This window comes from Acetobacter orientalis (genome assembly GCF_000963965.1).
In the GTDB taxonomy this organism is placed as follows: domain Bacteria; phylum Pseudomonadota; class Alphaproteobacteria; order Acetobacterales; family Acetobacteraceae; genus Acetobacter; species Acetobacter orientalis.
This window is the reverse complement of the sequence record NZ_BAMX01000015.1, coordinates 1-26,951: the sequence shown is the minus strand read 5'-3', so window position 1 is coordinate 26,951 and position 26,951 is coordinate 1. Positions and strand designations below refer to the sequence as shown.

General features: G+C 55.1%; 25 protein-coding genes. 12 read left to right on the top strand and 13 right to left on the bottom strand.

Annotated elements, in window-relative coordinates; translation table 11 throughout:
- Nucleotides 1-77: 77 nt before the first annotated feature.
- Nucleotides 78-935 carry a Dabb family protein gene (locus tag Abor_RS13125; RefSeq protein WP_244877878.1) on the top strand — a complete coding sequence of 286 codons (858 nt, stop codon included), beginning with the start codon at nucleotides 78-80 and terminating at the stop codon, nucleotides 933-935.
- A 95-nt stretch (nucleotides 936-1,030) separates the two neighbouring features.
- Here the strand turns inward: Abor_RS13125 and Abor_RS07065 are convergent, their stop codons facing one another.
- The gene (locus tag Abor_RS07065; RefSeq protein ID WP_048841145.1) at nucleotides 1,031-1,315 is read right to left on the bottom strand and encodes a hypothetical protein; all 285 of its coding nucleotides are present in this window, start codon (nucleotides 1,313-1,315) and stop codon (nucleotides 1,031-1,033) included.
- Between the two features lie 274 nt (nucleotides 1,316-1,589).
- Here Abor_RS07065 and trhO point away from each other — a divergent pair, with 274 nt between their 5' ends.
- Nucleotides 1,590-2,687 carry an oxygen-dependent tRNA uridine(34) hydroxylase TrhO gene (gene trhO / locus Abor_RS07060; protein WP_048841144.1) on the top strand — a complete coding sequence of 366 codons (1,098 nt, stop codon included), beginning with the start codon at nucleotides 1,590-1,592 and terminating at the stop codon, nucleotides 2,685-2,687.
- 109 nt (nucleotides 2,688-2,796) lie between these two features.
- Here the strand turns inward: trhO and terL are convergent, their stop codons facing one another.
- Nucleotides 2,797-4,395, bottom strand: a complete 1,599-nt coding sequence (terL, locus tag Abor_RS07055; protein WP_048841143.1) for a phage terminase large subunit — start codon at nucleotides 4,393-4,395, stop codon at nucleotides 2,797-2,799.
- A complete protein-coding gene (locus Abor_RS13120; protein ID WP_232015005.1) occupies nucleotides 4,343-4,624 on the bottom strand; it encodes a hypothetical protein in 282 nt (93 codons plus the stop codon). Before Abor_RS13120 ends, terL begins: the two co-directional genes overlap by 53 nt.
- Before the next feature lie 518 nt (nucleotides 4,625-5,142).
- On the opposite strand from Abor_RS13120, the gene Abor_RS07045 reads away from it, so the two are divergent.
- On the top strand, nucleotides 5,143-6,492 hold the full coding sequence (locus Abor_RS07045) for a PQQ-dependent sugar dehydrogenase (protein WP_048841142.1): 1,350 nt from the start codon (nucleotides 5,143-5,145) through the stop codon (nucleotides 6,490-6,492).
- Nucleotides 6,493-6,602: 110 nt separating this feature from the next.
- Here the strand turns inward: Abor_RS07045 and Abor_RS07040 are convergent, their stop codons facing one another.
- Nucleotides 6,603-7,775, bottom strand: coding sequence for a phosphatidylinositol-specific phospholipase C1-like protein (locus Abor_RS07040; protein ID WP_048841167.1), 1,173 nt, complete (start codon nucleotides 7,773-7,775; stop codon nucleotides 6,603-6,605).
- Nucleotides 7,776-8,225: 450 nt separating this feature from the next.
- Here Abor_RS07040 and Abor_RS07035 point away from each other — a divergent pair, with 450 nt between their 5' ends.
- Nucleotides 8,226-10,583 carry a TonB-dependent receptor gene (locus Abor_RS07035; RefSeq protein ID WP_232015004.1) on the top strand — a complete coding sequence of 786 codons (2,358 nt, stop codon included), beginning with the start codon at nucleotides 8,226-8,228 and terminating at the stop codon, nucleotides 10,581-10,583.
- A gap of 23 nt (nucleotides 10,584-10,606) precedes the next feature.
- Here the strand turns inward: Abor_RS07035 and Abor_RS07030 are convergent, their stop codons facing one another.
- Genes Abor_RS07030 through Abor_RS07015 form a run of 4 tightly spaced genes read right to left on the bottom strand, consistent with a single transcriptional unit; the run spans nucleotide 10,607 to nucleotide 13,943 of the window.
- Complete coding sequence (locus tag Abor_RS07030; RefSeq protein WP_052946383.1) at nucleotides 10,607-11,188, bottom strand: hypothetical protein; 582 nt, start codon at nucleotides 11,186-11,188, stop codon at nucleotides 10,607-10,609.
- Between the two features lie 6 nt (nucleotides 11,189-11,194).
- Nucleotides 11,195-11,857 carry a hypothetical protein gene (locus Abor_RS07025; RefSeq protein ID WP_052946382.1) on the bottom strand — a complete coding sequence of 221 codons (663 nt, stop codon included), beginning with the start codon at nucleotides 11,855-11,857 and terminating at the stop codon, nucleotides 11,195-11,197.
- Between the two features lie 2 nt (nucleotides 11,858-11,859).
- Entirely contained in the window at nucleotides 11,860-12,882 is a 1,023-nt protein-coding gene (locus tag Abor_RS07020; protein WP_181014215.1) for a winged helix-turn-helix domain-containing protein, read from the bottom strand.
- Nucleotides 12,879-13,943: a hypothetical protein gene (locus Abor_RS07015; RefSeq protein ID WP_052946381.1), complete on the bottom strand. Its 1,065-nt coding sequence runs from the start codon at nucleotides 13,941-13,943 to the stop codon at nucleotides 12,879-12,881. The genes Abor_RS07020 and Abor_RS07015 overlap by 4 nt, the downstream gene beginning before the upstream one ends.
- Nucleotides 13,944-14,101: 158 nt before the next feature.
- Between Abor_RS07015 and Abor_RS07010 the strand changes: the two genes are divergently transcribed.
- Nucleotides 14,102-14,854, top strand: a complete 753-nt coding sequence (locus Abor_RS07010; RefSeq protein ID WP_048841141.1) for a LexA family transcriptional regulator — start codon at nucleotides 14,102-14,104, stop codon at nucleotides 14,852-14,854.
- A gap of 16 nt (nucleotides 14,855-14,870) precedes the next feature.
- On the opposite strand, the gene Abor_RS07005 is transcribed toward Abor_RS07010, so the two are convergent.
- Nucleotides 14,871-15,524 carry a LysE family translocator gene (locus Abor_RS07005; RefSeq protein WP_048841140.1) on the bottom strand — a complete coding sequence of 218 codons (654 nt, stop codon included), beginning with the start codon at nucleotides 15,522-15,524 and terminating at the stop codon, nucleotides 14,871-14,873.
- A 156-nt stretch (nucleotides 15,525-15,680) separates the two neighbouring features.
- On the opposite strand from Abor_RS07005, the gene Abor_RS07000 reads away from it, so the two are divergent.
- The 4 genes from Abor_RS07000 to Abor_RS06985 all read left to right on the top strand — a co-directional run bounded on the left by Abor_RS07000 (nucleotide 15,681) and on the right by Abor_RS06985 (nucleotide 21,046).
- Entirely contained in the window at nucleotides 15,681-15,980 is a 300-nt protein-coding gene (locus tag Abor_RS07000; RefSeq protein WP_048841139.1) for a hypothetical protein, read from the top strand.
- 320 nt (nucleotides 15,981-16,300) lie between these two features.
- Nucleotides 16,301-18,937 carry a TonB-dependent receptor plug domain-containing protein gene (locus Abor_RS06995; RefSeq protein ID WP_048841138.1) on the top strand — a complete coding sequence of 879 codons (2,637 nt, stop codon included), beginning with the start codon at nucleotides 16,301-16,303 and terminating at the stop codon, nucleotides 18,935-18,937.
- Between the two features lie 226 nt (nucleotides 18,938-19,163).
- Complete coding sequence (locus Abor_RS06990; protein WP_048841137.1) at nucleotides 19,164-20,408, top strand: FAD-dependent oxidoreductase; 1,245 nt, start codon at nucleotides 19,164-19,166, stop codon at nucleotides 20,406-20,408.
- Complete coding sequence (locus Abor_RS06985; protein ID WP_244877877.1) at nucleotides 20,405-21,046, top strand: c-type cytochrome; 642 nt, start codon at nucleotides 20,405-20,407, stop codon at nucleotides 21,044-21,046. Before Abor_RS06990 ends, Abor_RS06985 begins: the two co-directional genes overlap by 4 nt.
- Nucleotides 21,047-21,188: 142 nt before the next feature.
- On the opposite strand, the gene Abor_RS06980 is transcribed toward Abor_RS06985, so the two are convergent.
- The 3 genes from Abor_RS06980 to Abor_RS06970 all read right to left on the bottom strand — a co-directional run bounded on the left by Abor_RS06980 (nucleotide 21,189) and on the right by Abor_RS06970 (nucleotide 22,730).
- Entirely contained in the window at nucleotides 21,189-21,827 is a 639-nt protein-coding gene (locus Abor_RS06980; RefSeq protein WP_086553268.1) for a trimeric intracellular cation channel family protein, read from the bottom strand.
- Nucleotides 21,828-22,005: 178 nt separating this feature from the next.
- Nucleotides 22,006-22,386, bottom strand: coding sequence for a hypothetical protein (locus Abor_RS06975; protein WP_048841136.1), 381 nt, complete (start codon nucleotides 22,384-22,386; stop codon nucleotides 22,006-22,008).
- Nucleotides 22,383-22,730, bottom strand: coding sequence for a hypothetical protein (locus Abor_RS06970; RefSeq protein ID WP_048841135.1), 348 nt, complete (start codon nucleotides 22,728-22,730; stop codon nucleotides 22,383-22,385). The genes Abor_RS06975 and Abor_RS06970 overlap by 4 nt, the downstream gene beginning before the upstream one ends.
- 155 nt (nucleotides 22,731-22,885) lie before the next feature.
- Between Abor_RS06970 and Abor_RS06965 the strand changes: the two genes are divergently transcribed.
- Genes Abor_RS06965 through Abor_RS06955 form a run of 3 tightly spaced genes read left to right on the top strand, consistent with a single transcriptional unit; the run spans nucleotide 22,886 to nucleotide 26,461 of the window.
- Complete coding sequence (locus tag Abor_RS06965) at nucleotides 22,886-23,458, top strand: nicotinamidase (RefSeq protein ID WP_048841134.1); 573 nt, start codon at nucleotides 22,886-22,888, stop codon at nucleotides 23,456-23,458.
- 58 nt (nucleotides 23,459-23,516) lie between these two features.
- A complete protein-coding gene (locus Abor_RS06960) occupies nucleotides 23,517-24,293 on the top strand; it encodes an META domain-containing protein (RefSeq protein WP_048841133.1) in 777 nt (258 codons plus the stop codon).
- A 20-nt stretch (nucleotides 24,294-24,313) separates the two neighbouring features.
- The gene (locus Abor_RS06955; RefSeq protein ID WP_048841132.1) at nucleotides 24,314-26,461 is read left to right on the top strand and encodes a M3 family metallopeptidase; all 2,148 of its coding nucleotides are present in this window, start codon (nucleotides 24,314-24,316) and stop codon (nucleotides 26,459-26,461) included.
- 97 nt (nucleotides 26,462-26,558) lie between these two features.
- Here the strand turns inward: Abor_RS06955 and Abor_RS06950 are convergent.
- A partial coding sequence (locus Abor_RS06950; protein ID WP_048841131.1) for a hypothetical protein occupies nucleotides 26,559-26,951 on the bottom strand: 393 nt, incomplete at its 5' end.

Genomic DNA, 26,951 nt, shown 5'->3' with positions numbered 1-26,951 from the left:
CCCCATTGGGGAAAGGAGCCGGGCTGCGAGGGGCGTGTGCGGGGGGTAAAGCAGGCTCGCACCTGGTGGGTGGTGCAATGGGTTGCCTGTACGGGGGTGTGCACCATGCTTTAACGCTTTGCCATAGGCTACGGGAGGGCGGCAATGAAGGTGCGGCAGCAGGTGCTGGCGCAATATGTGGCGGCAAAGACGGCATGGGCGTGAGTGAGCCTTTAAAAGAAAAAGGGAGAGAAGGCAGGCAGGACAACGTGCGTGCTGGGCGCTATGGTGCCGCTTTGCCCCACCGCAATAAGGAAAGCGCAAACATGCCCGCGACAGCACACGCCCCAAACCCCGCCCCGCAGCACCGTACTGGCCACAGGGCAGCGCCCGCTAAAGGGCGTGTTTGGGTAATGGGGTTAGTTGCGGTTATGGCGGGTATGGGGGGTGCTATGCCTTTGGCTTATGCAGCCCCAGCCACCCCTGCACATGGGGCTGCCCGCCCTGCCGCTACGGTGGTACTGAGCAAAAGTGCGCAGGCTGTACGCCAAGAAGCGCTACAAGTGGGCGCGGCCCGTTTTACCGCACCGGACTATAAGCCGGGTGTGGTGGAGCATATTGTGCTGTTTCAATTTAAGCCCACGGCAACCCCGGCCCAGCGGCAGGAGGTGACCAAGCGCTTTATGGCGCTGGCGCAGCAAGCCCGCCGTGCAGATGGCACGCTGGTTATTAAGAGCCTTGAAGCTGGCCCGCAAAAGAGTGGCGAGGGCGCTGACCTTGGGCTGGATTATGGGTATGTGGTGCGTTTTGCCTCTGCCGGAGACCGCAACTACTATGTAGGCCGCCCCATTGTGCATGAAGCTGGACAGTATGACCCCGCACATGATGCGTTTAAGGCCTTTGCCGCCCCGTATTTGGCTAATGTAGTGGTGTTTGATTTTACGCCAACGCCGTAAAACCAGCTCTTTTATGGGGTATAATAAGGGCGCAGGTGCATGGCCCACTTAAGGGCCATGCGGGCGTAAGAGAAAAATAAACCAAAAAGCCGGTATTAGGCTTTGTGGTCTTCTTCTTCCTCGTCACCCCAGTCTTCGTCTTCATCGGCTTCGAAAACGATTTCTACGGTAATGATCGCGTCATCACCATCTTGCAGGGATTTGGCGTCTGCGTTGGCTTCGTCTTCACTTTCGTAAAGTTTGCCTTCGTTGGGGTCTTCCTGCCATTCGTTGCGGGGTTCCCAGAAAGACACATCTCCCTCAGCCGTTTCGCGCTGGATGAGGTAGCCGACAATTACGTCGTCTTCGTCTTGGTCGGGCGTGTGGTCTTGGTCTTGCATGGCGATATCCTTTACTGCCTGCCCTCTTCTATGAACCATGTTGCAAAAAAAGGAAGGGGGAAGCGTGACAAGATGGTGACAAAAACCCCCGCCCAAAACAGACACCCCGGCTAAAACCGTGTGCGGGGCTGTGTTGCCTCTTGTCTGGCCTAGGGGCGGGGGAGTAAGTCTGGGCTGCCTGAGCACAGGCACGTTAAGAGAAAGACCCCGAGATTGCGGCGGGGGTTGGCCATGCGCCCACCCAAAGACCCGGCCTGCAATCCGCCTGAACTGGATGGTTGTTGCCGTGACACAAACCCAAAGTGCCCCCACCCACACTGCCAATGAGCAGGATTTGCCCATTTGCGTGGCGGCTCTGTACCGCTTTACGCCGTTTAAGAACTTTGCAGACCTGCAAGCCCCCTTGCGGGCGGTGTGCGATGCAAACGGGGTAAAGGGCATTTTGTTGCTGGCCCATGAAGGCATTAACGGCACAATAGCTGGCACAGATGACGGCATAGCCGCCGTGCTGGCCCATGTGCGCGCCCTGCCCGGCTGTGCAGAAATTGAGGTTAAGTTTTCGCGCGCGCCAAGCATGCCGTTTTTGCGTATGAAAGTGCGGTTGAAAAAAGAAATTGTGACCATGGGTGTGCCGGGCCTAGACCCCCGCTCTGAAGTTGGCACTTACCTAAAACCTGCCGAATGGAACGCCCTGCTGGCCGACCCCGACACGATTCTGATTGATACCCGCAACGACTACGAAGTGGTGGTGGGAACGTTTAAGGGCGCTATTGACCCCCAGATTAAAACGTTTCGGGAGTTTCCTGACTGGTTTAGGGCGCACCGTGCCGAGTGGGAAGAACAGGGCCGCAAGCCCCGTATTGCCATGTTTTGCACGGGGGGCATTCGCTGCGAAAAATCGACCGCATTTGCCAAAGCTGAAGGGGTTGATGAGGTGTACCACCTACAAGGTGGCATTTTGAAATACCTTGAAACCGTGCCCAAAGAAGAAAGCCTGTGGGAAGGCGAATGCTTTGTGTTTGACCAGCGCGTAACCGTTAAGCACGGGCTGGAGCCGGGGTCTTTGTTGCTGTGCCATGCCTGCCGGGCCCCGTTGACGGAAGAAGAAACCCTGTCTGAGCTGTACGAGCCCGGCGTAAGCTGCCCGCACTGCCATGCTGAGCGTACAGACAAACAACGCGCCCGCTACGCCGAGCGTGAACGCCAGGCCCAGTTGGCGGAAGAACGTGGCGAGAGCCACCTTGGGGCTGAAATGGCTGCCGTGCGCGAGCGTAAAAAGCAGGAGCGTGCCGCCCAGCTTGAGCGCCAACGCGCGTACAGAGAGCAAGAAGCCGCCTTGGTAAAAGCCGCCCTTGCCCGCTTAAACGACTAAGCGGTTAAGGCCACCCCACCTACGCAAAAGGGCGCACCGCACTGTTTGTGCAGTATGTGCCCGGTGCGTGTGGGCGGCTGTGTGCCCCCGCCCGGGTGCTTGGGTGCGGTTAAATACGCGCCAGAAAGGCTGGGCCAAAGCGGGGCAGCGGCGTTGTTTCAGCCAGTGCGGTAAACGCACCGGCTGCGGCATCGACTTGGTCATCATGCGTGGCGGTTGGGAAGGCTGCGAGTTCTTCTAAAAACGCAGGCACCCACGGCGCACGCAGTAGCACCACATTGCCCGCATTAACCTGTGACGCAAACGGGCTGGCCCGTGTGGCTTTGCTGCCGCTTTCGCGCACGGTATGCACCTTATACCCAGCCAGCCGCCCGGTAAGGTAGCGGGCTTGTGCAACCCCGGCCTGCCCGGGGTCTTGGGGGAGAATAATGCCGGTTTGGGGGCCATCTTGCGCGGCGGTGGCCAGAAGGGCGGCCTCAACCTGTGCTGGGTCTGCGCGGAGGCGGGCTATGTCGAGCACGGCAAAGCGGCCATCTGGCAGGCGGGCCATTTTAACGCCTACTGTCCAGTCTGCTGTGCTGCGGGTTGTTGCGGCTAAGTCCCACCGGCGCACGGTATGTTGGCTGGCAGGCAGGGCGTCTTGCACGTTTATGAGCGCTGTTTTGAACAGCGTGCCCTCAGCCGGGACAGGGTGCTGCTGGTAAAGAGCGCTCCACTCCCTTGGGCCCACAGCCAAGCGAATACGCTCAAGCTCCTGCGCTGAGAACGCCGCTGGCCATAATGGGGTGCCGGGGGCACGGCCTAAGGGGTCTGACAAGAGGCTTGGCAAGGGGACTTGGCCGGCTTGCCCATGGGGTTGGAGAGAGTGTTGCTGTGAGGCGGCAGGGCTGGTTGGGACAAAGCGGGTAGCGGGAATGGCAGGCCCGTTTGGCACGTTAAGAGGCTGTGCCGGTGGAAGACTGGGTTGGGGGCTGGGTGAGGCCTCTGCCACGGCGGGCAGGCTGAGGGTATGCCATGCCTCGCCCGTAGCGTTTTGCATGTCGGCCAGAAGGCGGCCTGCGAGGTCATCGGGTGACCAGCGGGTCATGACCAGCACAATGGCCCCGCCGGGCATAAGGCGGGTGCGCAGCACAGCACGGTACCAAGCCCATACGGCTAGGCGCCGGGCCGGGCTTTCGGCCTCTTGCCGGTCTTTTATGGGGTCATCTATAATGGCGAGATGGGCCCCTTTACCAGTAAGGCCACCGCCAACACCCGCGGCTGTGTAGCTGCCACCTTGGGCCGTGTGCCAGACATCTTTGGCGGCACTATCGGGGGCCAATTTAACGCCGGGAAACAAGGCTTGGAAAGGCTGGGTGGTAACAAGGTTACGCACCGAGCGCCCAAAATCTTGCGCCAAAGTAGCACCGTAGGACGCCGCAATAACCTGCCGCGTGGGGTGCTGGCCCAGATACCATGCGGGAAAGCGCCTGCTCACCAGTTCTGACTTACCGTGGCGGGGCGGCATAAAAACCATAAGCCGGGTAATATGGCCCTGCGCTACGGCCTCTAGCTTTTGGCACAACAAGGTGTGGTGGGGGCCGCAGCGGTAGTCTGGCATGGTGTAGCGCGTAAAGCCAAGCAAACTGGTGCGGGCCTGTTTGCGGGTTGCTAACTCATTCTGTGCTGTCTGGCTGGCCTGCCTGTGCAAGGGCTGCAAGTTCTTCATCTGAATAGTCTTCCAGCGCTTTGCGGGGGCTGGCCGCTAAGGGCAGGCCAGAAAGTTTGGGGTGCATGTAGGGGGCGGCCACCTTTGCGGCATCAAACTGGCGGTCTGTTATGGTTTCATCGCCTTGCATAATGCGGGTAAAAATGGCCAACGGGGTAATAGGCGCAGCCGTTTTGCGCGTGCGGGGCCGCCGGGCGGGCGTTGCCACAGGTTTGGGTAAAGAAGGCATAAAGCGTTGTTTAACCACTGGTTAAAAAGGAAAACCCGCAGCCTGAACCCCTAAGGCGCTCTGGGCGGCTTTTTTGTGATGATGCCTAAGGGATAGAGCTGACCACGCGCGCTGGCAAAGCGTTTGCACACAAAAATGTTAAACAAAAACTAAAAGAAATAACGAATAAGTGAAATATATTTAATCTATATATGCTATGGTGCCTTCAAGCCCCACCCAAGAGGGCGTTTCTATAAAAAGCAAAGCTGGCCCCTAAAGGGCGCCACTATGGCGTTATTGAAAAAGATGGCGTTGTTATGGCACTCTTTTTCAGTAACGCCGCACGCCCTGTACCCTATGGGCATAAGGCCACATAGCCCTTAACCAAAATGCTCCCGCAGCCATACCATACGGCACAAACGCCCGCAGGCGGCATCTTGCCATTTTTAAAACGGTAAGTAAGAACAGCCTGTGTTATGTTTTGATGTTTTTATGAAAGTGGTGCAACACCACTTTATCTGGTACGAAGGACACACACCATGAGATACGTGGGGTGGTTTTGGCTAAGCATAAGCTCTGCGCTTATGATGGTTATAGGCAACCTTTACGGAATGCCCCTGCTTTATAAACGCTCTTTTACAAAATTTTTTACACGGGAGACAGTGCATTTTACCCACAAGGCCACAGCACAAGGGTTTTTAGAACCAGCCAGAAATATTGCCCGCCTAACCCCTTGGCTACCGGGGGAGTTGCCCCGTGTTGCAGCAGGCTTGACGGTAAGTGTTTATGCCGCAGGCTTAAATAGGCCGCGCTGGCTTTATACTTTACCGAATGGCGATGTTTTAGTAGCAGAAACCGGCAGCCCAGATGCCCAGACCCTAGACCCAACACACCGCCTTGCCGAGCGTGTGCAAAGTGCTACAGAAGGGCAATATAGTGCTAACCGTATTATATTACTACGCGATAGTACAGGCGCAGGCCTTGCAGACCTAAAAACTCCTTTTTTATGCAATATGTATTTGCCTTTTGGTATGGCTTTGATTGGCAATAATTTTTACGTTGCCACGGCCGATGCCATTACCCGCTACCCCTACGAGGCTGGCCAGACGCAAATAACCTCGCAAGGGACGCATATTGTAAACTTGCCGCTTTATGGTCATAACTGGGCAAAAAATATTTTACCAAGCCAAGACGGCCACTTTTTATATGTTACGTTAGATAAAACAACCAAAAAACAGGGCCAGCTTGAAAGCCTGCTTAAAAAGGGCGGCACCATTATGCGCCTAGACTTACGCACGCAAGACCTAAGCCTGTTTAGCACAGATTTGCCAAGTGTTATGGGTATGGCGCAAGACCCCCAGACAGCCCTGTTATGGGTTGTTTTAAATGATTTTAGAACACCCTATTCTCATAAAGATAATGATTATATAACATCTTTAGTGCAAAACATGCCGTGGCTACCTACCCTGCCCGCCAATGATATACCCGTGAGTAGGCGCATTGTATCAGGTTGGGCAACACTGACCCTTACCGCACAAACCCATGACTATAAATTAGGGAGTTACACCGGGGCCGCCGCGTTAGTTTTTTCTTATGAAAGCAATTTACCAGAAACATGGCGGCATGGCCTGTTTGTTTCTGAGCGGGGTAGCTGGGCGCACAGGCCCAAGCACGGGTATAAAATTGTGTATATTCCGTTTAAAAATGGCAAACCTTACGGAAAACCCCAAGATGTTATGACAGGTTTTTTAAACCCGGAAGACACCCAGCTACGCGGCCGCCCTATGGGCCTGGCCCTTGATGGCTCTGGTGCGCTTTTAGTGGCTGATGATATTGGGAATATTATATGGCGCATTACCGCTGCCAAAGACGAAAAACAGGCCCAATAACGACCGCAAGCCCGGCTGGGCAAGCTGGCATTTTTGCCAGCAACGCTGGGTAACGTGGCACTCTTTATTTAAGAGAGAGCGCCACACCCGTTTTTTAAAAAAGCACTTTTTTATTCAGCAACATCTGCTGCGGTGCAGGTTGCGGGGGCTGTTACCGGGTTACAACGGGCAATAACGCCACCGGGGAAGGCCACCGTAAAGTTATGCCATGGCGCAGGCTCAAACGAGGGGTAGTCTGTGCTGATAATTTGTGCACCAGACTGGAACGCGACATCGCGGCGGGCCGTGTCGTTTTGTCTGGCTTCTACGGTATTGGCATCTGAGCGGGTTCTGACCAGATAGCCCTGTTTTACCAGGTCTTGAATTTGGTGCAGGGCAGCGGCGTTATTGACCTCTGCGCTGCCATTGCCTGCCATGCCAACAAAGCCTTCATTGGCTTCTGTATAAGCTGCGTCTGGGTCTCCGGGGCGGCCGTTGGTAAAGACAACGCGGCCACGCAACGAGGGGTGCCCGGTTAGGTAGCGTGCTGTGTCGTGCGGGCGGTCGAAGGTGAACACCACTTTACCGCGACCATACGCCAGCGTGGGCCAGCCACGTTTACGAATGGCCTCGTTTAGGGTTGGGTAGGTGCCGCGCACATCATCTGGGGTTAGAATACGATCGCGCCCGAAAACGGAAAGCAGTTCTGCATCCAGCTTATCGTAAGTGGCGGGGGTAAACTGCTCTGGCTTTGTGAAAGCCCCGTTTTTGAGCGGTACGTCCTGCTTGGTTTCAATATCTATATAAAGTGGCAAATGGTTGGGGTGTGCATCTGACCACGCTTTAATAACCATAAGGCAGTTACGCAACGGTTCGCAGCTTGAGCGTTGGTCTATATCAACAATATGCATAACCTTAAAGTCTGTGCCTTGGTTTTCTGCAATATCGCTTAGGTTTTGGTCTGGGGTTAGGCCAGCTTTTTGCTGCCATGCAGCCCCTTTGGGGTGAGCATAGCGTTTGCCGGTGCTGTCTGCATAAATATCAATTTCGAGCTGGCGTACGCCGCCATCAAGCTGGGCGGGAATGGTGCCGTGCTGGTAGTCTAGCGCCTCTGCCATTTTGGGCGACTGCTTTTTAAGCCATTCCAGCGTGCTAGGGGCAATGCTGCGCCGGTAGCTGTTGTGGGTGCCAATAACCTGCACCTGATTCATTTTAACCTGTTCATCAGCCGCAAAGCTGGTGTGGGGGGTGAGCACGGCAAGCAGGGTGCCCAAAGCGGGTAAGGCGCAGAACGCTGTTTTCATGACGGTGTCCGAATTTAAGAAAGCAAAGTGCGAGTGTGTGCAAAGAAATAGAAATATTTTACAAGAAATGAAACGCAGGAGTGCCGTTGTCATATTTTTGTCATGGGAAAGGCGTTTAAAATGCTGCGTTACGCTCTTTATGGCTAAAGTTTTATTTATACATAAAACGTTAACATCTTGAGACTTTACAAACCCCATTTTCACGCTATTTAATCGTATATTCTTGCCGAGTTATTTACTGTAAATACTTATTTATTATTTGTAATTAAATGAACTGTAGTCATATTAAACTTATATTACGGTGCGAGAATCATTCTTTTACTCATACATTTTTTTGTGTAGTGCCATGCGCATCTTGCACTGCCCTTGGCTGAGCAGCCGTTTACCCAGACTCTTTCAAACGGTGCTTAGGCATGGGCAACGCCACGCATGAGTTGGAAAATCAGGTTAATGAAAAACACGTTTTTTAAACTTTTTTTATGCTGTGGCATTGCCTTGCCTTATACGGCATGGGCACAAACCCCAAGCACTGCCCCTGCTGAACAAACGCCGCACACCAAAAAGGCTGCCAAGAAAGCCAAGGTGCTGCGTGCCAGTAAGGCAGATGCAAAAGCAGTTGAAAACAAAAAGGCCGAAAGTGCTGGCCTTGAATCTGTTGTCGTAAGTGCGCAGCGCCGTGCTGAAAACAGCCAGAGCGTACCGCTTTCTATCCAGCATATTGATGGTAAAACTCTTGCCAATGCTGGTTATACGGCCCTGACCGACCTACAATATTTAGCACCGGGCGTGCAGTATGACCCCACACAGGGGGCTGCTTTTCAGATCCGTGGTGTGGGGAGTGAGTCTTTTGACTTCTCTAACGCCAAGTCTGTGAGCGTGGTGGTCGATGACGTTGTGATGGACGCACAGCGCGCCAACGGCATGATTGGTATGGTGGATATCAATAACGTTGATATTTTGATGGGCCCACAGGGCACGCTGTTTGGTATGAACTCGACCTCTGGCGTGATTGCGGTAACAACCGGCAAGCCAGTTTTAAACAAGCTGACAGCACGCGGTAGTGCAAGCTATGGTGAGCATAACGAGCGCATTTTAAATGCAACGCTTAACGTGCCACTGGGCCAGAAAGCGGCTTTTCGTATTTCTGGGTTTGATAACGCGCAAGACGGTTTTGGCCGCAACGTAGTGCTGAACAAACTGGTAGGCTCTACCAATGAATATGGCACACGCGGCAAATTTTACGTTGAGCCAACAGATAATTTAGACATTACCCTACAAGGCGACTACGCCCACCATTGGGACAGCAGCGTGCGTACCCCCGTTGGCGGCCAGACGCCAGAAGTGACATCTGCCCTGAATTCTTTAGGTGTTTACCCCGGCCCCAAAAATGCCGATACCGCAGACCCCATGTACGGCACCATTGTATCTCAGGAATATGGGGCGGCGCTGAAAATTCATGCCAAGTTGGGTGAAAACGACCTGAACTTTATTAGCGCGTGGCGTGGCTCTACTTATGGCAATAACACCCCAGTCGATTTAGTGCCGCTGGATGTTTATGCTTACTACCCCTACAACTATGGCCACCTGAGCACCCAGAAGTTTAGTGATGAAATTCGCTTTTCTTCACCAAAAGGGAAGCATGTTGAGTGGCTGGTTGGGGGCTTCTTTAACCGCCTAGATGCCCGCCAGACCCAGTACCAGTGGGGCACGGCTGGGGCACCGCTTTATGTGAATGGGCAGCCCTCACCTATCCTTTATAATAACTCGGGCGCAACTGGGCAGAGCGGCAATACGTCTCTCTTTCAATCGCGCAACGAGTCTTTGGCAGCGTTTGGGCAGCTTAAATTTAATATCTCTAAACACTTTGATATTGCGATTAGTGGCCGTTACACCCACGACAAGAATTCGCAGGGCTTGAGCTTTATTAACTCTGACGCTCAAGCCATTACGGGCTACAACCCAACCTTTGTTGCCACTAAAGGCGGCCCGGTTTACCCATGGGGGCAGATGAGCGGGCAGAATTTCTCTGGCCGTATTTCGCCTGAATACCACTTTAACCCTAACGTTATGGCGTATTTTACGTTTTCGACCGGGTACAAGCCTGCGGGTATTGCCTTTGTGGGTAACGTGTATGACCCCTACCACAAAGAAACCGTGCGCTCTTACGAAGCTGGCCTGAAGTCTGAATGGATGCACCACAAGCTACGCTTGAATATGGATGTTTTCCGTGAAGATTTCACGAACTTTCAGGCAACAGTGCTAACGCCAGTGCCTGCGGGTAATGGCACCACTATTTTGACCAGCGCCATTGGTAACGCAGGCGGGCTGGTGAGCCAGGGTGTTGAAGGAAACGTTGCGTATAAACCAATACCTGACCTAACTTTTTCTGGCTCTGTGTCTTTTACAGATGCCCACTTTACCGACTACCAGCCTAAACCCACGGTAAGCTACACCAATACGCGCCTTACGAACTCACCCGTTTGGTCTGCCAATGCGTATGTCGATTACCACCACGACCTGACCCCAAGCCTTGGTGTGCAGGCCCACCTTGACTACGCCTACCGCGGCACAACATGGACAGTAACGGGCCAGCCCAACTATTCAAAAGTGCCAGCCTACAGCCTTGTAAACCTGCGTGTTAGCTTACTGCCCCTTAACAAGCGGCTGCAAGTTGGGCTGTATGTGCGCAATATGTTTAACCAGTATTTCTCAACCGGTTACCAGCTTTACGGCTCTGCTGGCTACCTGCACTACACATCACCTGATGCACGCCGCACGATTGGGGGTTTCATAAACTTTAGTTACTAAAGAAAGACCTTTTAGAGCGAGGTTTAAGGGCGTGTGCTGCTAGGCGGCACACGCTCTTTGCGTTTGGCGCGGGCGGCTTTACGGGCGGCGTCTTCTAAGGCTTCAAGCTGTTCAAGCACTAAGGCGCATTGGGCGGCAATTTTGCGCTGGGCCGAGCTGGCCGCAAGGGCTGGAAACAACGCAGCCCCCATAGCCCGAAAAGACAGTTCATCTACCAACATCATACGCAAACGCTGGTGGGCACACAGGCCCAAGGCCGCTTGCACTGCGCTAATACGGGCCATAGCTTTGCCGCGCACCAACTGCCACGACACGCTATCGTGCCGGGTGAGCGTGCTGGGGCGGTGGTCTGGCGGTATTTCTTTGTAGTCACAATAGCCAAAAATATAATCCTGATACCACCGCTCGGCTGCATCGGCGGCAGATTGGCTGATATCTCCGGCATGTAAAAGCGCCTGCACGGTGCGTAAAACCCGCATGGGGTGTGTGCCCACAAACTGCGAGCGGGCCAGACGCTCTGGCGTGGGTGTGGCAGGCGCCAGCGCAGCTAGTGCAGGCGTTACGCGTTTTTTAGCAGAGGTGCGGGAAAGTGCTTGTAGAGCCATAGTATTTTAGTGCTCCTGTAACGGGTGCAGGGCCATAAGGGCTTTGCAGCCTGCAACATCTTGCGCAATGGCGTTGGCAAAAGGCTGTAAGTGGGTACGGAGTTCGTTCGGGCTGGGCCAGCGCGCCCCTACCGGGTAGCCCTGCCGCGGCGGCTGGCGCACCCATGCCAACCGTGCGGCGTGGCCCCATGCACCGCATGGAATATCGGCACAGACCTCATAAATAGCGCGGCATTGGGCTGCGGCGGTGGCTGGCCCCGGTGGGTTGGTAACCAGTGGCCCCAGTTTTTTAAGCCATGCCGCTACGTGCAACTCTGTAACCGGTTGGCTGGCCGCCTGTGCCGCTGCCCAACAATGCGGCACGCTTTCTAGTAAAGCCGGTGGTAGGTCTTGCCGGGTAAGCGGCACCTGTGCGGCACGGGCCGCAAACACCGCGCGTAAAGCCGGGCTTGGGGGCTGGTAGGGGGCAACGCCTTGTGGGGGCTGTGCGGGGGCACCCCCCTGCCCTGCTGCTGCACGGCCCGGCACTACTTTGCCACCGCCATGTGCCTGCACAGACGGGGCAAGAGCAGGTTGCGCCAAGTTTGCGTGCACCGTGTTGCCAACAGATGCTGCCGGTGGGGCCATAAAGGCAGCCTGCTTGGCGGGGTTAGGGTGTGTTGGGTGCATGGTTAAATGCCTTCAAGGTCTGGTACGTTGTGCCATGCGGCTGCAAACGCACTTTGGGCCGCACTACGTGTACCCCCGGTTTGGTGCGCACTGTGGCCCGTGCTGTGCCCCGCACCGGCGTGTGGGGCAAAACTGTTGGGTGTGCCTGCGGTTGTGCCACCTGCTGTGCCTGCCAAAAGCCCTGTGGCGTTGGCAGCAGGCGCACCTGTGGGGGTGTTTGGGGCCGTGCTTTCGGGCAAACCCGTGGGCATGCCTGCACCATTGAGCACAAAAGCCCCTGTTGCCGCACCGGGTATGGGGGCTGTACTGGCCTCTTGCTGCTCTGCCACGCGTTTGCGCACGGTGGCTTCTAGCCACGATACAGGCTCGGCGGGGCGAAAGGTGGCACATTCAGCCAGCACGGTGTTGAGGGTTTGGGCATCATCGTGCAGCATTTTGAGCCACTTACCCAGCAAAGCACGGCTTGAGCGCTCTGGCCTGCCGGTAACAGTTTGCAAAAACACCAAACCCTGTTTGAAAAGTTGCGTGCGCGCATCTTGGGTTGGCGTGAACAGAGTGAGCGTTATTTCTGCTTCTGTCTCTGCCTCTGCTTCTTGGTGTTTATGGGGTGGGGTTAAGCCTGCTGGGCCGGTATGGGGTGGCGGCGTGGGGGTGGGGTCTGGCTGGGTTTGCAGGCGCGGGTTGCCCCCGGTGCGGCCCCATGCCGCCCCTTGGTCTGACACCAGCCGGTCGCGCACAAGGCGGCGGCTAAAAATGCAGCCCTCGGGCGTGGTGCTAAACACACTGGCCTTACCAAGCTCTGCCATAAGCCGCGTAAGCTGGCGCTCTGGCACGCCAACCATAAGCGCAAGCTGCCGGGGCTGTGCGGGGTGGCCATTAAGGCACAAATAGCCGTAAGGCTCAGCCTCGTGCATGAGGCATAACAAACGCACCCACAAGCCTTGGGCCGCAAGCGAGCACAGGCGCAGGGCGGCATCTCTTTCATGGTCTTGCCACCAGAATTTTGACCACCGGCGCTTGCTCATACCAACCCCCGCCAATGCTCTAGCCCACGCCACAGGCCACGCATGGCTACGGGGTGGCCGGGGGGGAGTGGTTCTGGCTCGCGCAGGGGGTCGTCTAACCAGTTTTCATCGTGCTGGTGTGTGGTTTTTTGGGGTGGGGTGTCTTCTCGGGCTTGTTCGTAGCGCATAAGGGCTTGGCGCACACCTTCCATACAGCGGCCTACCTGCCGCCCAATTTGGCGCAACGACAAACCAGAGCGCCGCAGGGCCACCATGTGCTCTAGCTGGGCAACAGACGTACGCGCCCGTGCCGCGGCGTGGCAGGCGGGGTCTGTAACCTGTGGCGCTCCGGTAAGAGCCGTGGCCGTGTATGGCCGGTTTACCTGAGCCACCTTGGGGAGGGCCGTGTGTGGCGGGCTTGCCTGAGCCGCCTTGGGGGTGCTCGTAATGTGGCTCGGCTTGTGCGGCGTGAGCTGTGTGTGAGGGGCGTTTAGGGCAGCAGGTTTATAGGCGGCATGAGCAACACCTGTAGAATTATGTTCATGCTTTTTAGAATTGCTCTGTTTTTCCTGTGTTGGTGTGCGCGGTGTTTTACCGTGTGCACCGCCCTGCGTGCGCCCCTGTTGGCTGGCCGGTATGACGGGGTGCGCAGTGGGTAGCACAACAACTGGCACAGAGGGTGCGGGCGAAGAAGGTGCAGAGTGGTGCGAAGCCGTTGGGGCACGCACCGCACTGGCCACAGGCACCGTTGAGTGCACGCGCTGTGGCTGCTGCCCCTTAAGGGGGGTAAAGCCGCCAGAGGCACAGGCGGCAAGCGGCTGTGGCCGTGCTGCGCCACGGCCTTGGGGCGCAAGATGGTGTGAAATGAGGTGTGACATATCACACTCCATAGAGACAGAAAAACCGGATTGAGGGCGTGTATCGCTACCAGAGTGAGGGCTGGCCGCAATGGGGGCATGAGGTGGGCAGCATGGGGCAAACTGTGCCGCCATGCTTGGGGTATAGTGTGAAAAATGCTGTGTTAAAGACCAATTTTTGGGGTCTAATGGCTGGAATAAAGGCGCTGTATAAGAGCGTGACATGGTAAACTTTTCTGCTAAAACACAAAAAGCCCCAAGCCGGAAAACACCAACCGGGCTTAAGGGGAAGGCTAATGTGACTAGTCACATTTGGTCAAGCGGAAAATATGTGATATATCCCTTTTTCACTCTTGGTTTGTTACCGTGGAATATGTCCTTTCATGATACGCTCTGCTGTTGCTGAAGAACTCGAACGCCGCATGACCCTGTTGGGCCTGACGCAAAAAGCGTTGGCCCGGAGCGCTGGCGTGGGAGACACGTACGTGCGCGATATTTTAAAAGGAAAGTCGCGCAACCCCGGCGGCGAAAAGCTGGAGCGTATTGCCGCCATACTGGGCTGCACGGCGCGAGACCTGTTGTTTCCGCTTAACACCACAGGAGCAGGGGCACGTAGCCGGGGTGCGCGGCACGAGACGGCGCGCAATGAGAGTGAGCACACCCCCCCTTACGCCCCCACAGCAGACCAGCCCGAAATTACCCAACACCTTAACCCGCCGGGTTATGTGGCTGTGCCTTTTATTTCGCTTAAAGCGGGTATGGGTGGGGGCGGGTATGTTGAAGACCAGCTTTTAGGCCAACCCAAGTTTTTTGAAGAAGAATTTGTACGCGGCGCCCTACGCGCCAGCCCGTGCGACCTGCGCGTGATAGAAGTAGAGGGCCAGTCTATGGAGCCCATGCTCCAAAATGGCGACATGGTGCTGGTTGATACACGCCGCACCTCTATTATAGAGCCGGGCATTTTTGTGCTGTTTGATGGAGATGGCGTGGTGTGCAAATGGGTTGAGCGCGCGCACGATGCAAGCGAGCCTATGGTGCGTATTAAGTCTGAAAATACGCGGTTTTCGCCTTACTGTGTGCCAGCCGAGCAAGTGCAGATTATTGGCCGTGTGGTGTGGTTTGCGCGTAAACTGTAAACCACACCAGCCTTGTTTAAAAACGGGCTTTTAACAAGCCTGCGCCAAAGCCTAAAAAAATTGTGCCGCTTATACGCTCAAACGCTTTACGCAGTGCGGGCTTAACCAACAGGCGGGCAAGGCTAACACCCCCGGCGGCATAGGCAAGGTAGCACAGCAGCTCTAACGCCAAAAAAGTGGTTATAAGAATAACAAATTGCGGCACGCGGGGTTGGCCGGGGGTAATAAATTGCGGAAAAAACGCTGTCGCAAACAATAAAAATTTAGGGTTACTTAACCCCACCAAAAAACCATTGCGCCATAAAGCCCAGACAGACAGTGCAGGTTTACCGGCTGCGGGCTGGGGTGTGTCTTGCGGTATTGCGCCCCCTTGTTGCTGCCGCTCGAAAGACCCCCACCACGCCTTAAGGCCGAGATAGATAAGGTAAAACGCCCCCACAACGCGCAACACGCCAAACACACGCGGTGCCGCAACCAAGGCAGCGCCTAGCCCACACGCTGAAAGGCACAGCACCAACAGCAAAGAGCTGGCACAACCCAACATGGCGGCCACAGAGCGTTTAAAGCCTTCTTGTGCGCTACGGTTGAGCACCAGCAACATATTGGGGCCGGGCATGGCGCACAGCACCAATACAATACCGCTAAACAGCCACCAGACGTGCCATGTCATACCCCTGCCCTCCGTTTTATCGTGCTAAATGTGCCTATGGGTAAGGTGGTTTTAACAGCTTAACCGGGTGCAGGCCACCATAGGGCACGCTGCGCGGGCGGGTGGTCGGTTTTATAACGTGCCACCCGGTTTACATTTTAAAGGAAGGCACTGCGTTTGCCCCACCCTGTTTTGCCTGCACAGCCCGCCAGCCCGCGCCGTATAATAACCCCTTTGCCCGGCCCCTTACCGGGCACACTGGCCTACGCACAACAACAAGCCGAGGCCGACTGCCACGACATGGCCCATATTGCCCGCAGCTTACGCGCAACGGCTGTGGCCATAAGCCCTTACATAGCAAGGCTAGACTGCCAAGCCCGCCCTTTTGCCGTACTAGAGTGCGCCCCCACCCTTTTGGCCTTAGCGGAAGAAATTGAACAAGACGACATACCCGCCCGCCAGCAAGAGGCCATTTAAGGCCAGACAATTTTTAACATAGCCCGCTACCCCAACTGCGCCGTTACCCTGTGGGGGTAGGCCCAACGCAATGGGCCGCACGCCGCCCACACCCCTATGGGGTATTAGCTTGGGGGTCTTTTATGTCTTGCGTAGGGGCAATGGCGCATGATGTGCAAAAATATGGGGGCTGAGGGCACATTTTGTTGCAGCTATGCAACAGAAGTAGCGCTTATTTGTTTCTGTATCGTTTTGATAATTGTTTTGGGAGAGAAATAAGGCACACTACCCTTAACGCTCAGGCACACGGCCAGAGTCATAATGGAGGCAATAGGTAAACTATGAGACTGAAGAGGCGTTTTTCCCTACTTGCCACGACACTGTGTACCGTTGTGCCTTATATGAGTGCATCTGCCGCAACAGTAAGCACAGCGCCGGCACACGCCCACAGCCGCACACACCACACCCCCGCCACAAGCACGCACGCCACACCGGCGGCGGCAAAAGCCACACCTGTAGCACGCCGCAAAAAAGCCAGCGGCCCTGTTATGGCGGGAGATGCCGAAACCATTAACGTGACCACCGGCACCCACTCTACCAACCGTAAGGCACGGCAAAGCTCATCACCTGTTACGGTGGTTTCTGCTGCAACGCTGCGCCGCTCTGGTATGGTGAACCTTGCCGATGCGCTAACCCGCACCTATGCCTCTGTTAACGTTGTGGCTATGGCGGGTGACTCTGCTGCCCTTACCTCTTCTATCCAGATGCGTGGCCTTGGCCCGAACGAAGTGCTGGTGCTGATTGACGGCAAACGCCGCCACACCACAGCCAACATTGTGGCCGATGCTGGCCCGCAGTTTGGCTCTACCGGCGCAGACCTTAACACCATTCCTGCAAATGCCATTGACCATATTGAGGTTTTGGAAGATGGTGCCGCCGCCATGTATGGCTCTGACGCCATTGCAGGTGTGGTTAATATTATTACCAAAAAACAAGACCACGGCTTTCATGCCTCTGCCCAGACAGGGGCTAACGCCTATAACGGCGATGGCTGGCAGTACCAGCTTAACGCTGATGGCGGGCTGAAACTGGGTAACGATGGCTACATGCACATTAGTGGCCAGATGTACCACACAGACCACATGGTTGTAGGCGCACAAGACCACCGCCTGCTGGGCTACTGGCCCACCAATGCCACCACCACCGGCTATTATAACGGTGTTGTCAGCAATGCACAGAACGTACCGAAGGATTCCAACAAGATCCTGAGCACTGGGGAGGAAACCCGTGAGAGTCTGGCTATTGATTTTGGCAAGAAAGTATCTGAGAACATAGACTTCTATGGTCTTATTACCTACATGCACCGCCATGGTGAAACCTACCAGAACTACCGTACGCCCAACATTGCGCCCACAATGTACCCCGGCGGTTTCTCTCCGCTTGAAACCATTGAGGAAAACGACTATGCGGCAACTCTTGGGCTAAAAGGCAGCAACTTTTTTGGGTTTGATTGGGACCTGAGCACCACTTATGGGGCAGATGGCGCCAAAATTGGCAACAAAAACACCGCCAACACCGGTATGCTGGCCAGCACCTGCTCAACCGATTCAAGCTCTGCTTACTATTCTGCCGATGGGTGTGGCTGGTCGCCTACCTCTACCCGTGCAGAAACGTACCGTATGGCACAATGGACAAACAACCTCGATTTTAGGCGTAATTTCAACATTGGCCATGTTGTACCCATGACACTGGCTTTTGGTGGTGAGCACCGCCTGGAAACCTACCAGATTATTGAAGGCACGCCTGCCTCTTACCAGTTGGGTGGCACGCAGGGCTATGCGGGTCTTGGCCCCAACAGTGCTGGCAACTGGAGCCGTGATATCTGGGCCGCTTATGTTGATGGTGACTTTCACCCCGTTAAACACTGGGACTTGGACTTTGCCGGACGTTTTGAACATTATACCGATGTGGGCAACACCCAGAACGGTAAAATTTCAACACGCTACGACATAAGCCCCCGTATTGCGGTACGTGCCACCATTAGCACAGGCTTTAGAGCGCCCACACTGGCAGAGCAGCACTATAGCGCCATGAACGTTGACCCCAACTCGGCCTCTGGCCTGTTGCCGGTTAACTCTGCTGCGGCAAAACTGCTGGGCGCAAGCGCGCTTAAGCCTGAACAGTCTGTGAGCGAAAGCGGCGGCATTGTTGTTGAGCCTGTCAAGGGTTTGCATGTTGAGGTTGATGTCTACCAGATTAACCTGCGTAACCGCATTGTGGGTGGTGGCACAGTTAAAGGCCAGCAAGCCTATGACGCCATTACCGCTATGGGCTACGCGCTGCCAACCAACAGCATTAACTTAAACGATGTTTCTGCCTACTACATGACCAACGGTGCCAGCACCCGCACACAGGGGCTAGATATTAAGGCCGACTATACCTTCCATATGGGTAATGCGGGTAACCTTGCCCTTAGCATGGCCCTAGACCTTAACCGTACCCGCCTGCACCACAACGCATTGGGCACAGATGGCCAACCACTGCTTAACGCACAAAACGTTGCCTACATTACAACCGCTTACCCACGCAGCAAAATTATTCTGAACGCGTTTTATACCTGGAAAAACTGGGACGTGAACATTCGCCAGACCCGTTACGGCGAAACCACCTCCATGCTGAGCTATGCTGACTGGACAGACAAAACCCTAACCTGCCCAAGCGGTGGTGCGCTTGCCTACTCTAACTCTTGCTTTGCACAGTTTAAAAATACCCCGCGTTGGCTGACAGACCTTGAATTTGGCTACCGCTTTAACCAACACTGGCACCTTGCTATTGGCGCCAACAACATCTTTAACATTCGCCCACGCCGCATTAACCAGATTAACAACTCTCGCGGTGCTAAAATTTACGACCAATACTCCCTACAGGTGCCTATAACCGGGGGTTACTACTATGGCCGCCTGAACGTAGACTTCTAATACGCCAACACGCCATAGGCGACATAAACAAAACACGGGGTGGCAACGCCCCGTGTTTTTTTTGTGCTTTATGTTTTAAAACCTCTTTTTATTTTTATGTATTTTTGTGGCCACTCCCTGCTTTTAACACTTGCTTTACGCCATACCCCCCTTACACTCTTTGTATAAGAGCGCACTCCCCTTTACAGGGTAGGCCCGCACACACCAAAAAAGGGTTGAGGCACACGTGAAAAGAAGAGATTTGTTTGCAGGGTCTTTTGCTTTGGGTGCTGTGGCGGCCCGCAATAGCTGGGCGTCTGTGCCTGCGGCAGCGGCGGCCTTACAACGCACGGCCACACCCGGCACCATGCCACACCTGCCCCCTTTGCGTGTGCACATGAACCAGCTAACCGACATTAAAGTGTGCCTACGCCCCTTTAGGGCTGCGGGGCCACGGCTTGATGTTGAAAAAATTGGCGATAAAACCGTTATCCATCATTACGGGCATGGGGGGAGCGGGTGGTCTCTCTCTTGGGGGTCTGCTGATATTGTGGTGGGTAAGGCTGCCAGCACGCTTGAAAAACGCGTGGCCGTTATTGGGTGTGGCGTTATTGGCCTAACAACCGCCCTTACCGCCCAACGCGCGGGTATGGATGTTACTATTTATACCAAAGACCTTTTACCCCACACCCGCTCCGTGCGCGCTAACGGAAGCTGGACACCAGACTCCCGCATTGCACTGACCAAACCCGCCGGGCCGGGTTTTGCCAGCCTGTGGGAGCAAATGGCCCGCTATAGCTGGAAAACCTACCGTGACTATTTGGGCCTGCCCGGCAACCCCATAGACTTTAGAGACAGCTACACCCTGTCTGACACACCATTTGACCAAACCCCAGAACCCCCCGCCCCCCCTGCGGGCAGCCCCGATTACGCCAGCACCGGCAAACCCCAAAATAGCGCAGAATTTGCTGAATATGGCGAGCTGATTAAAGACATTATTCCCAACGCTGATGTGCTGGACGCGAGCGAAAACCCGTTTCCCGTTGCGCATGCCAAGCGTAAAAACCTGATGATTTTTAATTTTGGAGCCTACGGACACCTTCTTTTGTCTGAGTTTTTTCAGGCTGGGGGTAAAATTGTGGTGCGGGAGTTCCATACCCCGGCCGAATTTAAAACCCTGAGCGAGCCTGTGGTCATAAACTGCCCCGGCTACGGCGCACGCGCCTTGTGCCAAGATGAAAGCCTTATACCCATACGCGGTCAAACCAACTGGCTACCGCCCCAAGCCAACAGCCTATACGGCGTGCGCTATAAAGGGGCAGCCCTTTTGTGCAAAACAGATGGCATTATGGTGCAAGCCCTAGACTTTACCGGCTTGGGCGACATGGTTGGCGTTAACAACAGTTTTGAGCACCCAGACCGCTCTGAAGCTGAAAAGGCAATCGGTATTTTTGAAGACCTGTTTGCCCGCATGAAAGGGCAGCCCGCATGACCCGTTTTTTGCAAAAAACCGTGCAGCTCTTGGCTAACATTCTGCCCGACCCCGCACAGCAAGCGCACCAAAACCACCCCTATGGCGCAAGCCTGCAAGGCAGCATGTTTATGCCCGCAGCGGGCACACTTGCTGCCCATGCCCTGCTTAGAGGCATGCCCCACCCCCGCATGAACAGTGCCGTTGCTGTGGCCATTGCCCCCTTGGCCTTGATTATAGCCCTAAGTGCGCCTGCCCATGCGGCAGGGCAAAACGGTAAAACAAAACCCCTGCCCGCTGCCACCTATACCGCCGAGCAAGCCGAGCGTGGCGCTGAAACATACAAAGAAACCTGCGCCCTATGCCACGGCCCCGCTTTAGCGGGCGCGTTTGATACACCGCCCCTTACTGGCCGGTTTGTTGCCAACTGGTCTGGTGTGCCGCTACGCCACCTGTTTGACTATATACGCCACGCCATGCCGCTTTCTGCCCCCGGTGCGCTGTCTGATGAAGAAAACGCTGATATTTTGGCCTTTTTACTGCGTGAAAACGGCGTAGCAGCCAGCAAAACCCCTTTGCCGAGCAAAGCGGATGCTCTGGAACGTGTAGCCTTTCCGCACATTGACCCTACCAAAAATACGGCACCTGTTCCCAAATAACCTGTTGGGGGGGCGCTTTAAGGGTGCCCCCCTGTTTGCGTTATGGAAACATTGGGGCTGCACGCCATACGCTGTGGCAGGGTGTGTAAAGTACGGAGCCAGTGCAGCACGCCACCGCCACATAAGCTAACACCTATACCCGTTAAGAGCGGCGGTAGGCGGGTAGGTTTATACCGTGCCGTATAGCCGCGCCGCGTAGGGCAAAACCTGCGGCAAATGCAATGGTTGTTGCCACAAGTTGGGGCACCCCACAGGCTGCAAGTAACACATAACACCCGGCAGACAGGGCCGCAGCGGTTACGTAGAGTTCTGGCCGGATAACAATAGAGGGCACATTGGCCAGCACATCGCGAAAAATACCGCCCATACAGGCTGTAACTACACCCAGCACCGCAGCAGGCAGCCACGGCACCCCGTAAGCCTGTGCTTTGGCGGCACCATATACGCCGTAAGCGGCAACGCCCATGCCATCAAACCAGTCTATGGCGTGGTGGGGCCACCACCGTGTGGGGGTAAACCACACCAGCAGCGCCATAACGAGACACACCGCCATAGGGGTTGTGGTATGCACCCAAAAAACGGGAGCCCCCATAAGCAGGTCGCGCACGGTGCCGCCACCCACCCCGGTTACAGCGGCAAAAAAAGCAAAGGTCACAATATTTTGCCGGGCTTTAGCCGCCTGCAAAGCCCCAGATATGGCAAAAACAGCCGTTGCCACAATATCAAGCCGAGGTAAGGCAGAACGTGAAAACGCCTGTATGGCCTCAAAATGGTACACCATTAGCGTGTGCAGCCCATAAGATTGCGGGAATGGTGTGGGAGCACAGAGTGGCTCATGCGCCTGCGGGCCTTATTTACGCACTGGGGGCCAGTGGAGTGGTGCGGGAAAAACGAGTGGAGCAAAGGGGTGCTGGCAGTAGCAGGCACCCACGCGAGATGCAATCTTTAAGCGCGTGCCTTTAAGTGGGTGCGGGCAAAAGCTGGCTACATTTAACAAAAGACGTTTTATCTTTAAACACAAACAGCACGTAGTAATCGAGCGAGCGGCTACGCCTGCGCGCGGTATGGGTGTAAAAGGGGTACACATCTAGCGGCCCTGCATACCCTTGGGGCAAAGGCTCGCTTGCCAGTTGGGTTTGCACCCTAAAAAGGGGCACATAAATATGTGTAGGCCCCGCATTTTTACGCACATGCCATAAGTTTTTACGAAACTTACGCAGGCGGTCTGGCAGAATAAAGATCATATTTTCTTCAATAAAACGTTCGCCCTCGCTCTCTTGGCGCAGGTAGCGCATGTCTTGGGGCATATCGCAAAAAAAGTTGTAGCCTTGAACAATCATTGGTTTTGAAGGGCCTTTCGGCGGTCGGCCAAGGTAAGGGGCTGGGTTGGGGCGGTGTGCGGCTGGGGGGCCGTAGCGGCGGGCATAGGAGCCGCACGCAGCCCGCGTGGTTGGGGCGCTTTACGCTGCTGGCGGCGGCCCCGCCAACGCGCATATAACACCGCTACCAAAATGCACGGTGTTAGGCTTACCCCCCAACGCGCCAAGGGGCCGGGCGTGTGCTGGCCGGTAAGCAGTTGCATGGCGGTACCCGCTAAACTCAGGCACGCAAACAGCAGGCCCAGCGTTATGGCAACACTCAGGGTAATAACAGCGGCCTTTTTAGCCCAAGGGTGCGCTCGCATGCAGTAGCCTCCTGTATGTGTTGGCCCCATACCGGGGGTAAGAGAGTGGGCAGTATAAGGGCTATGGCTGGGGGCGTCACGCCTAGGGCGGGGTTTTGGCCTTTGGTGCCCCGGCCAAAAAGGCGTAACCTGCCCCTATTGCAAGGAGAAGCCCCATGCCCATTAGCCCGCAAGACGCACTTATTATTGTTGATATGCAAAACGACTTTCTACCCGGTGGGGCGCTGGGCATAGCCGGGGCAGACCGCCTTATACCCACCCTTAATACCCTGCTTGACCAACCCTTTGGGGCCAGTATTGCCACCCAAGACTGGCACCCGGCAGGGCATTGCTCTTTTACGCCCCAAGGTGGCCCGTGGCCCACGCACTGCGTGCAAGGCACACAAGGGGCAGAGTTAGCCGCCTTGTTACGCACAGACACACTCTGCGCCATACTGCGCAAAGGCATGGCGCAGGCGGTAGATAGTTACTCGGCCTTTACCGATAATAACGGCCAAAACCCCACCGGCCTTGCCGGGTTACTGCGCGAGCGGGGTATAAAGCGCGTTATCGTGTGCGGCCTAGCGCTTGATGTCTGTGTGGCAGACACGGCTTTAGCAGCGCAAAAACTGGGTTTTGAAAGCGTTGTGCTGGCAGATGCCTCGGCCAGTGCGCAAGAAGACCCCACACAGGTTGCAAACCGTTTGCGTGCTGGCGGCGTTAGCGTGTTAACTATAACCGCTTTGTAAAACAGGGTGCGCGTGCCCTGCCAACACCGTAACGCTCTGAAGTAACAGGAAAACCGTAATGAAAAAATTAACATGGGTTAAGGCACGCACCACTTACGCAACCACCGCCCTACTGCTGCCCCTTGCTGTTGCGGCCTGCACCCCAGCCAACCAAAACCCAGCTACAACCCCCAGCGCACCAGACAGCGTGTACCAAGCCGCAGGTAACGCCCCCACATGGCATTTAACGCTGGCACACAACACGCTTACCTTTAAACAGGCAGGCAGCCCCGAAAGTGTAAGCACCGTAACTACCCCCCACACGCAAGACACCACCCGCGTGTACGAGGCACAAGACCTACGGGCAGAGATAACCGCCAAACCCTGCACAGATACCCTGAGCGGGCAGCAATTTTCTGAAACGGTGCGGGTAACAATGCACAACCAAACCTTTAAAGGCTGCGGCGGAGACCCCGTAGGCCCTGCCAGCCTGTACAATACCAAATGGCGTGTAACTGCGCTTAATGGCACAGCGTTAGCCACAGGCCAGCATGCCCCAAACACTGCCATACAAGACATGGCCCCAACGCTAGATATTAACGCCACTGGCAAAATTTCTGGCTCGGACGGCTGTAACCGTTATGCAGATGGGCTGGAATTTAGCCCCAACGGCACAGTAAAACCCAGCGCACAAAGCGGTGTAAGCACTTTAATGGCCTGTATAGGCCCCAATGCCGCAATAGCCCAAAAATTTAACGACCTAAAACAAGATGTAACCCACTGGCACATGCAGGGGGAAACACTTGTGCTGACAACAAAAGACAACCGCACACTCACGCTTAGGCCTGTGCTGTAATGGCTGGAGGAACACCCTGCATGAAACACCGCTCTTGGCTGTATGTTATGGCCGCGGCTACCTGCCTAACCAGTGGCGGCAGCCTAGCACAGGCCGCACCGTTGCCAGCCAGCAACCCCTTTGCTGCGCCAAGCCCCCTGCCCTACCACGCCCCCCGCTTTGACCTTATAAAAGAAAGCGACTACCAGCCCGCTTTTGAACAGGGCATGGCAGAGCAAGCCGCCGAAATAGCCCACATTGCCCAAAACCCCGAGGCCCCAACGTTTGACAACACCATAGCCGCCCTAGAGCGCTCTGGCCGTTTGCTAGACCGGGTAAGCCAGACGTTTAACGGGGTGTATTCTGCCAATACATCTGCCACACTCGACAAAGTGCAGGAAATTGTTGGCCCGCAACTTGCCGCCCACGCAGACAGTATTTACATGAACCCCCAACTTTTTGCCCGCGTACAGTTTTTGCATGCGCGCCAAGACGGGCTGGGCCTAGATGCTGAGCAAAAGCAGGTTTTAACGGTTTACTACCAAAATTTTGTGCATTCTGGCGCACAGCTTTCTGATACCGATAAAGACAAACTGCGCGATATCAATACGCGGTTGTCTAAACTTGAAACGCTTTTTCAGCAAAAGCTCTTAGCTGGCACGAAAGCTGCCGCCTTGGTTGTGGCAGATAAAGCCCAACTGGCAGGGCTAGACAGCGCGGGCCTAAATAACGCCCAAGAGGCCGCCAAGGGCCGTAAATTAGAGGGCAAATGGCTGCTACCATTACAAAACACCACACAACAACCGGCACTTTCTAGCTTAACAGACCGCCAAACCCGCCACGCGTTGTTTGATGCAAGCTGGAACCGCTCTGAACAAGGCGGAGAAAACGACACGCGCGACACCATAGCCACCCTAGCCTACCTGCGTGCACAAAAAGCGGCTTTATTTGGCTACCCCAATTATGCCAGCTACGCATTGGCAGACCAAATGGCCAAAACACCAGAGCAGGCGGAAGCCTTTATGGCCCACCTAACCCCTGCTCTTGCCGCCGAACAACAGCGCGAAAAAGCCGAGCTCCAAACCGTAATAGACCAAGAAAGCAAAAAAACGGCCCAACCCGACTTTACCCTACAACCGTGGGACTGGGCCTATTACGCCGACAAGCTACGCAAGCAGAAGTTTGATTTTGATGAAAGCCAGGTCAAACCTTATTTCGAGCTTAACCGTGTGCTGCAAGATGGTGTGTTTTTTGCCGCCAACACACTTTATGGCCTAACCTTTAAACGCCGCACAGATATACCCACCTACAACCCAGATGTTATGGTGTATGAAGCTTTTGACCATGACGGCACAGCACTGGGCCTTTTATATTTTGACTACTTCCAGCGCGACAACAAAACAGGCGGCGCGTGGATGTCTAATTTTGTGGGGCAGTCTAAACTGCTTGGCACAAAGCCTGTTATTTATAATGTGGGCAATTTTACCAAACCGGCAGAGGGCCAGCCAGCCCTTATAACGTTTGATGATGTGACCACTATGTTCCATGAATTTGGGCATGCGCTACATGGGCTTTTTGCCCAACAAACCTACCCCCTTATTTCTGGCACCAATGTAGCCCGAGACTTTGTAGAGTTTCCGTCTCAGTTTAACGAGCATTGGGCGCTTGATAAAACCGTACTGGCCCACTACGCCCGCCATTACAAAACCAACGCCCCTATGCCAGAGCACCTTGTGGCGCAGCTTAAAAAAGCCGCAACATTTAACCAAGGCTACAAACTGGGCGAAGTGCTCAGCGCTGCTGAGCTAGACATGCAATGGCACAGCCTACCCGCTACGGCCCCCAAACAAAATGTGGATACGTTTGAAAAAACAGCCCTTGCCAAAACAGGGTTAGATACACAGAGCATTCCCCCTCGGTATCGTTCAAGCTATTTTCTGCATATTTGGGCCAATGGGTATTCGGCTGGGTATTATGCCTACCTCTGGGCAGAAATGCTGGACGACAACGCGTTTGCTTGGTTTGAAAAAAATGGCGGCCTAACACGCCAAAACGGCCAACGCTTTCGAGACATGATTTTGTCTCGCGGGTACACGCAAGACTACAGCACCATGTTTAAAGCCTTTTACGGCCAAGACCCCGAAATTGAACCCATGCTGGCTGCACGCGGCCTCACTCAAACCCCTTAAAAAACCATGTTGGGTAGGGAGAACGCACTCCCTGCCCAATACACCCACAATAATGCAGCATAAAACTGCGTAAGAGCAGCTATGTACCCCTACAGCTCTAGGGCGCCCCAATAGAGTCTGCTAAACCTTTTCCATTAAATGGGTTTTCGCAAAATACTATAGAGCCAACACTTACGCGGCATTGTGCGTAAAAACCCTGTGGTGTTTGTACTAAAGCCTTGCCTGTATAAGGCCCGTTACAAAAAACAGGCTGCCCAACCACAACACGGCATTGCTGCACAACGGGCACCCCTTGCCGCACAGCCAATACAGCTTGCCCCGTATAAGGTTGCCCGCACCACACAGCCCGGCCTGCGGCAAACTGACACACCCGCACCAAACGCGACACGCCACCAGCCCCAACACCCACCACAGTAACCACAGCGGCACGCCTATAAAAAGGTGCCGCACTGGCACTGGCACTGGCACTGGCACTGGCACTGGCACTGGC

Excerpts from the sequence above, each read along its gene's own strand:
- Abor_RS13125 (WP_244877878.1), top strand. The coding sequence starts at position 78 with ATGGGTTGCCTGTACGGGGGTGTGCACCATGCTTTAACGCTTTGCCAT.
- Abor_RS07065 (WP_048841145.1), bottom strand. The coding sequence starts at position 1,315 with ATGCAAGACCAAGACCACACGCCCGACCAAGACGAAGACGACGTAATT.
- trhO (WP_048841144.1), top strand. The coding sequence starts at position 1,590 with ATGGTTGTTGCCGTGACACAAACCCAAAGTGCCCCCACCCACACTGCC.
- terL (WP_048841143.1), bottom strand. The coding sequence starts at position 4,395 with ATGAAGAACTTGCAGCCCTTGCACAGGCAGGCCAGCCAGACAGCACAG.
- Abor_RS13120 (WP_232015005.1), bottom strand. The coding sequence starts at position 4,624 with ATGCCTTCTTTACCCAAACCTGTGGCAACGCCCGCCCGGCGGCCCCGC.
- Abor_RS07045 (WP_048841142.1), top strand. The coding sequence starts at position 5,143 with ATGAGATACGTGGGGTGGTTTTGGCTAAGCATAAGCTCTGCGCTTATG.
- Abor_RS07040 (WP_048841167.1), bottom strand. The coding sequence starts at position 7,775 with ATGAAAACAGCGTTCTGCGCCTTACCCGCTTTGGGCACCCTGCTTGCC.
- Abor_RS07035 (WP_232015004.1), top strand. The coding sequence starts at position 8,226 with ATGAAAAACACGTTTTTTAAACTTTTTTTATGCTGTGGCATTGCCTTG.
- Abor_RS07030 (WP_052946383.1), bottom strand. The coding sequence starts at position 11,188 with ATGGCTCTACAAGCACTTTCCCGCACCTCTGCTAAAAAACGCGTAACG.
- Abor_RS07025 (WP_052946382.1), bottom strand. The coding sequence starts at position 11,857 with ATGCACCCAACACACCCTAACCCCGCCAAGCAGGCTGCCTTTATGGCC.
- Abor_RS07020 (WP_181014215.1), bottom strand. The coding sequence starts at position 12,882 with ATGAGCAAGCGCCGGTGGTCAAAATTCTGGTGGCAAGACCATGAAAGA.
- Abor_RS07015 (WP_052946381.1), bottom strand. The coding sequence starts at position 13,943 with ATGTCACGCTCTTATACAGCGCCTTTATTCCAGCCATTAGACCCCAAA.
- Abor_RS07010 (WP_048841141.1), top strand. The coding sequence starts at position 14,102 with ATGATACGCTCTGCTGTTGCTGAAGAACTCGAACGCCGCATGACCCTG.
- Abor_RS07005 (WP_048841140.1), bottom strand. The coding sequence starts at position 15,524 with ATGACATGGCACGTCTGGTGGCTGTTTAGCGGTATTGTATTGGTGCTG.
- Abor_RS06995 (WP_048841138.1), top strand. The coding sequence starts at position 16,301 with ATGAGACTGAAGAGGCGTTTTTCCCTACTTGCCACGACACTGTGTACC.
- Abor_RS06985 (WP_244877877.1), top strand. The coding sequence starts at position 20,405 with ATGACCCGTTTTTTGCAAAAAACCGTGCAGCTCTTGGCTAACATTCTG.
- Abor_RS06980 (WP_086553268.1), bottom strand. The coding sequence starts at position 21,827 with ATGGTGTACCATTTTGAGGCCATACAGGCGTTTTCACGTTCTGCCTTA.
- Abor_RS06975 (WP_048841136.1), bottom strand. The coding sequence starts at position 22,386 with ATGATTGTTCAAGGCTACAACTTTTTTTGCGATATGCCCCAAGACATG.
- Abor_RS06970 (WP_048841135.1), bottom strand. The coding sequence starts at position 22,730 with ATGCGAGCGCACCCTTGGGCTAAAAAGGCCGCTGTTATTACCCTGAGT.
- Abor_RS06965 (WP_048841134.1), top strand. The coding sequence starts at position 22,886 with ATGCCCATTAGCCCGCAAGACGCACTTATTATTGTTGATATGCAAAAC.
- Abor_RS06960 (WP_048841133.1), top strand. The coding sequence starts at position 23,517 with ATGAAAAAATTAACATGGGTTAAGGCACGCACCACTTACGCAACCACC.
- Abor_RS06955 (WP_048841132.1), top strand. The coding sequence starts at position 24,314 with ATGAAACACCGCTCTTGGCTGTATGTTATGGCCGCGGCTACCTGCCTA.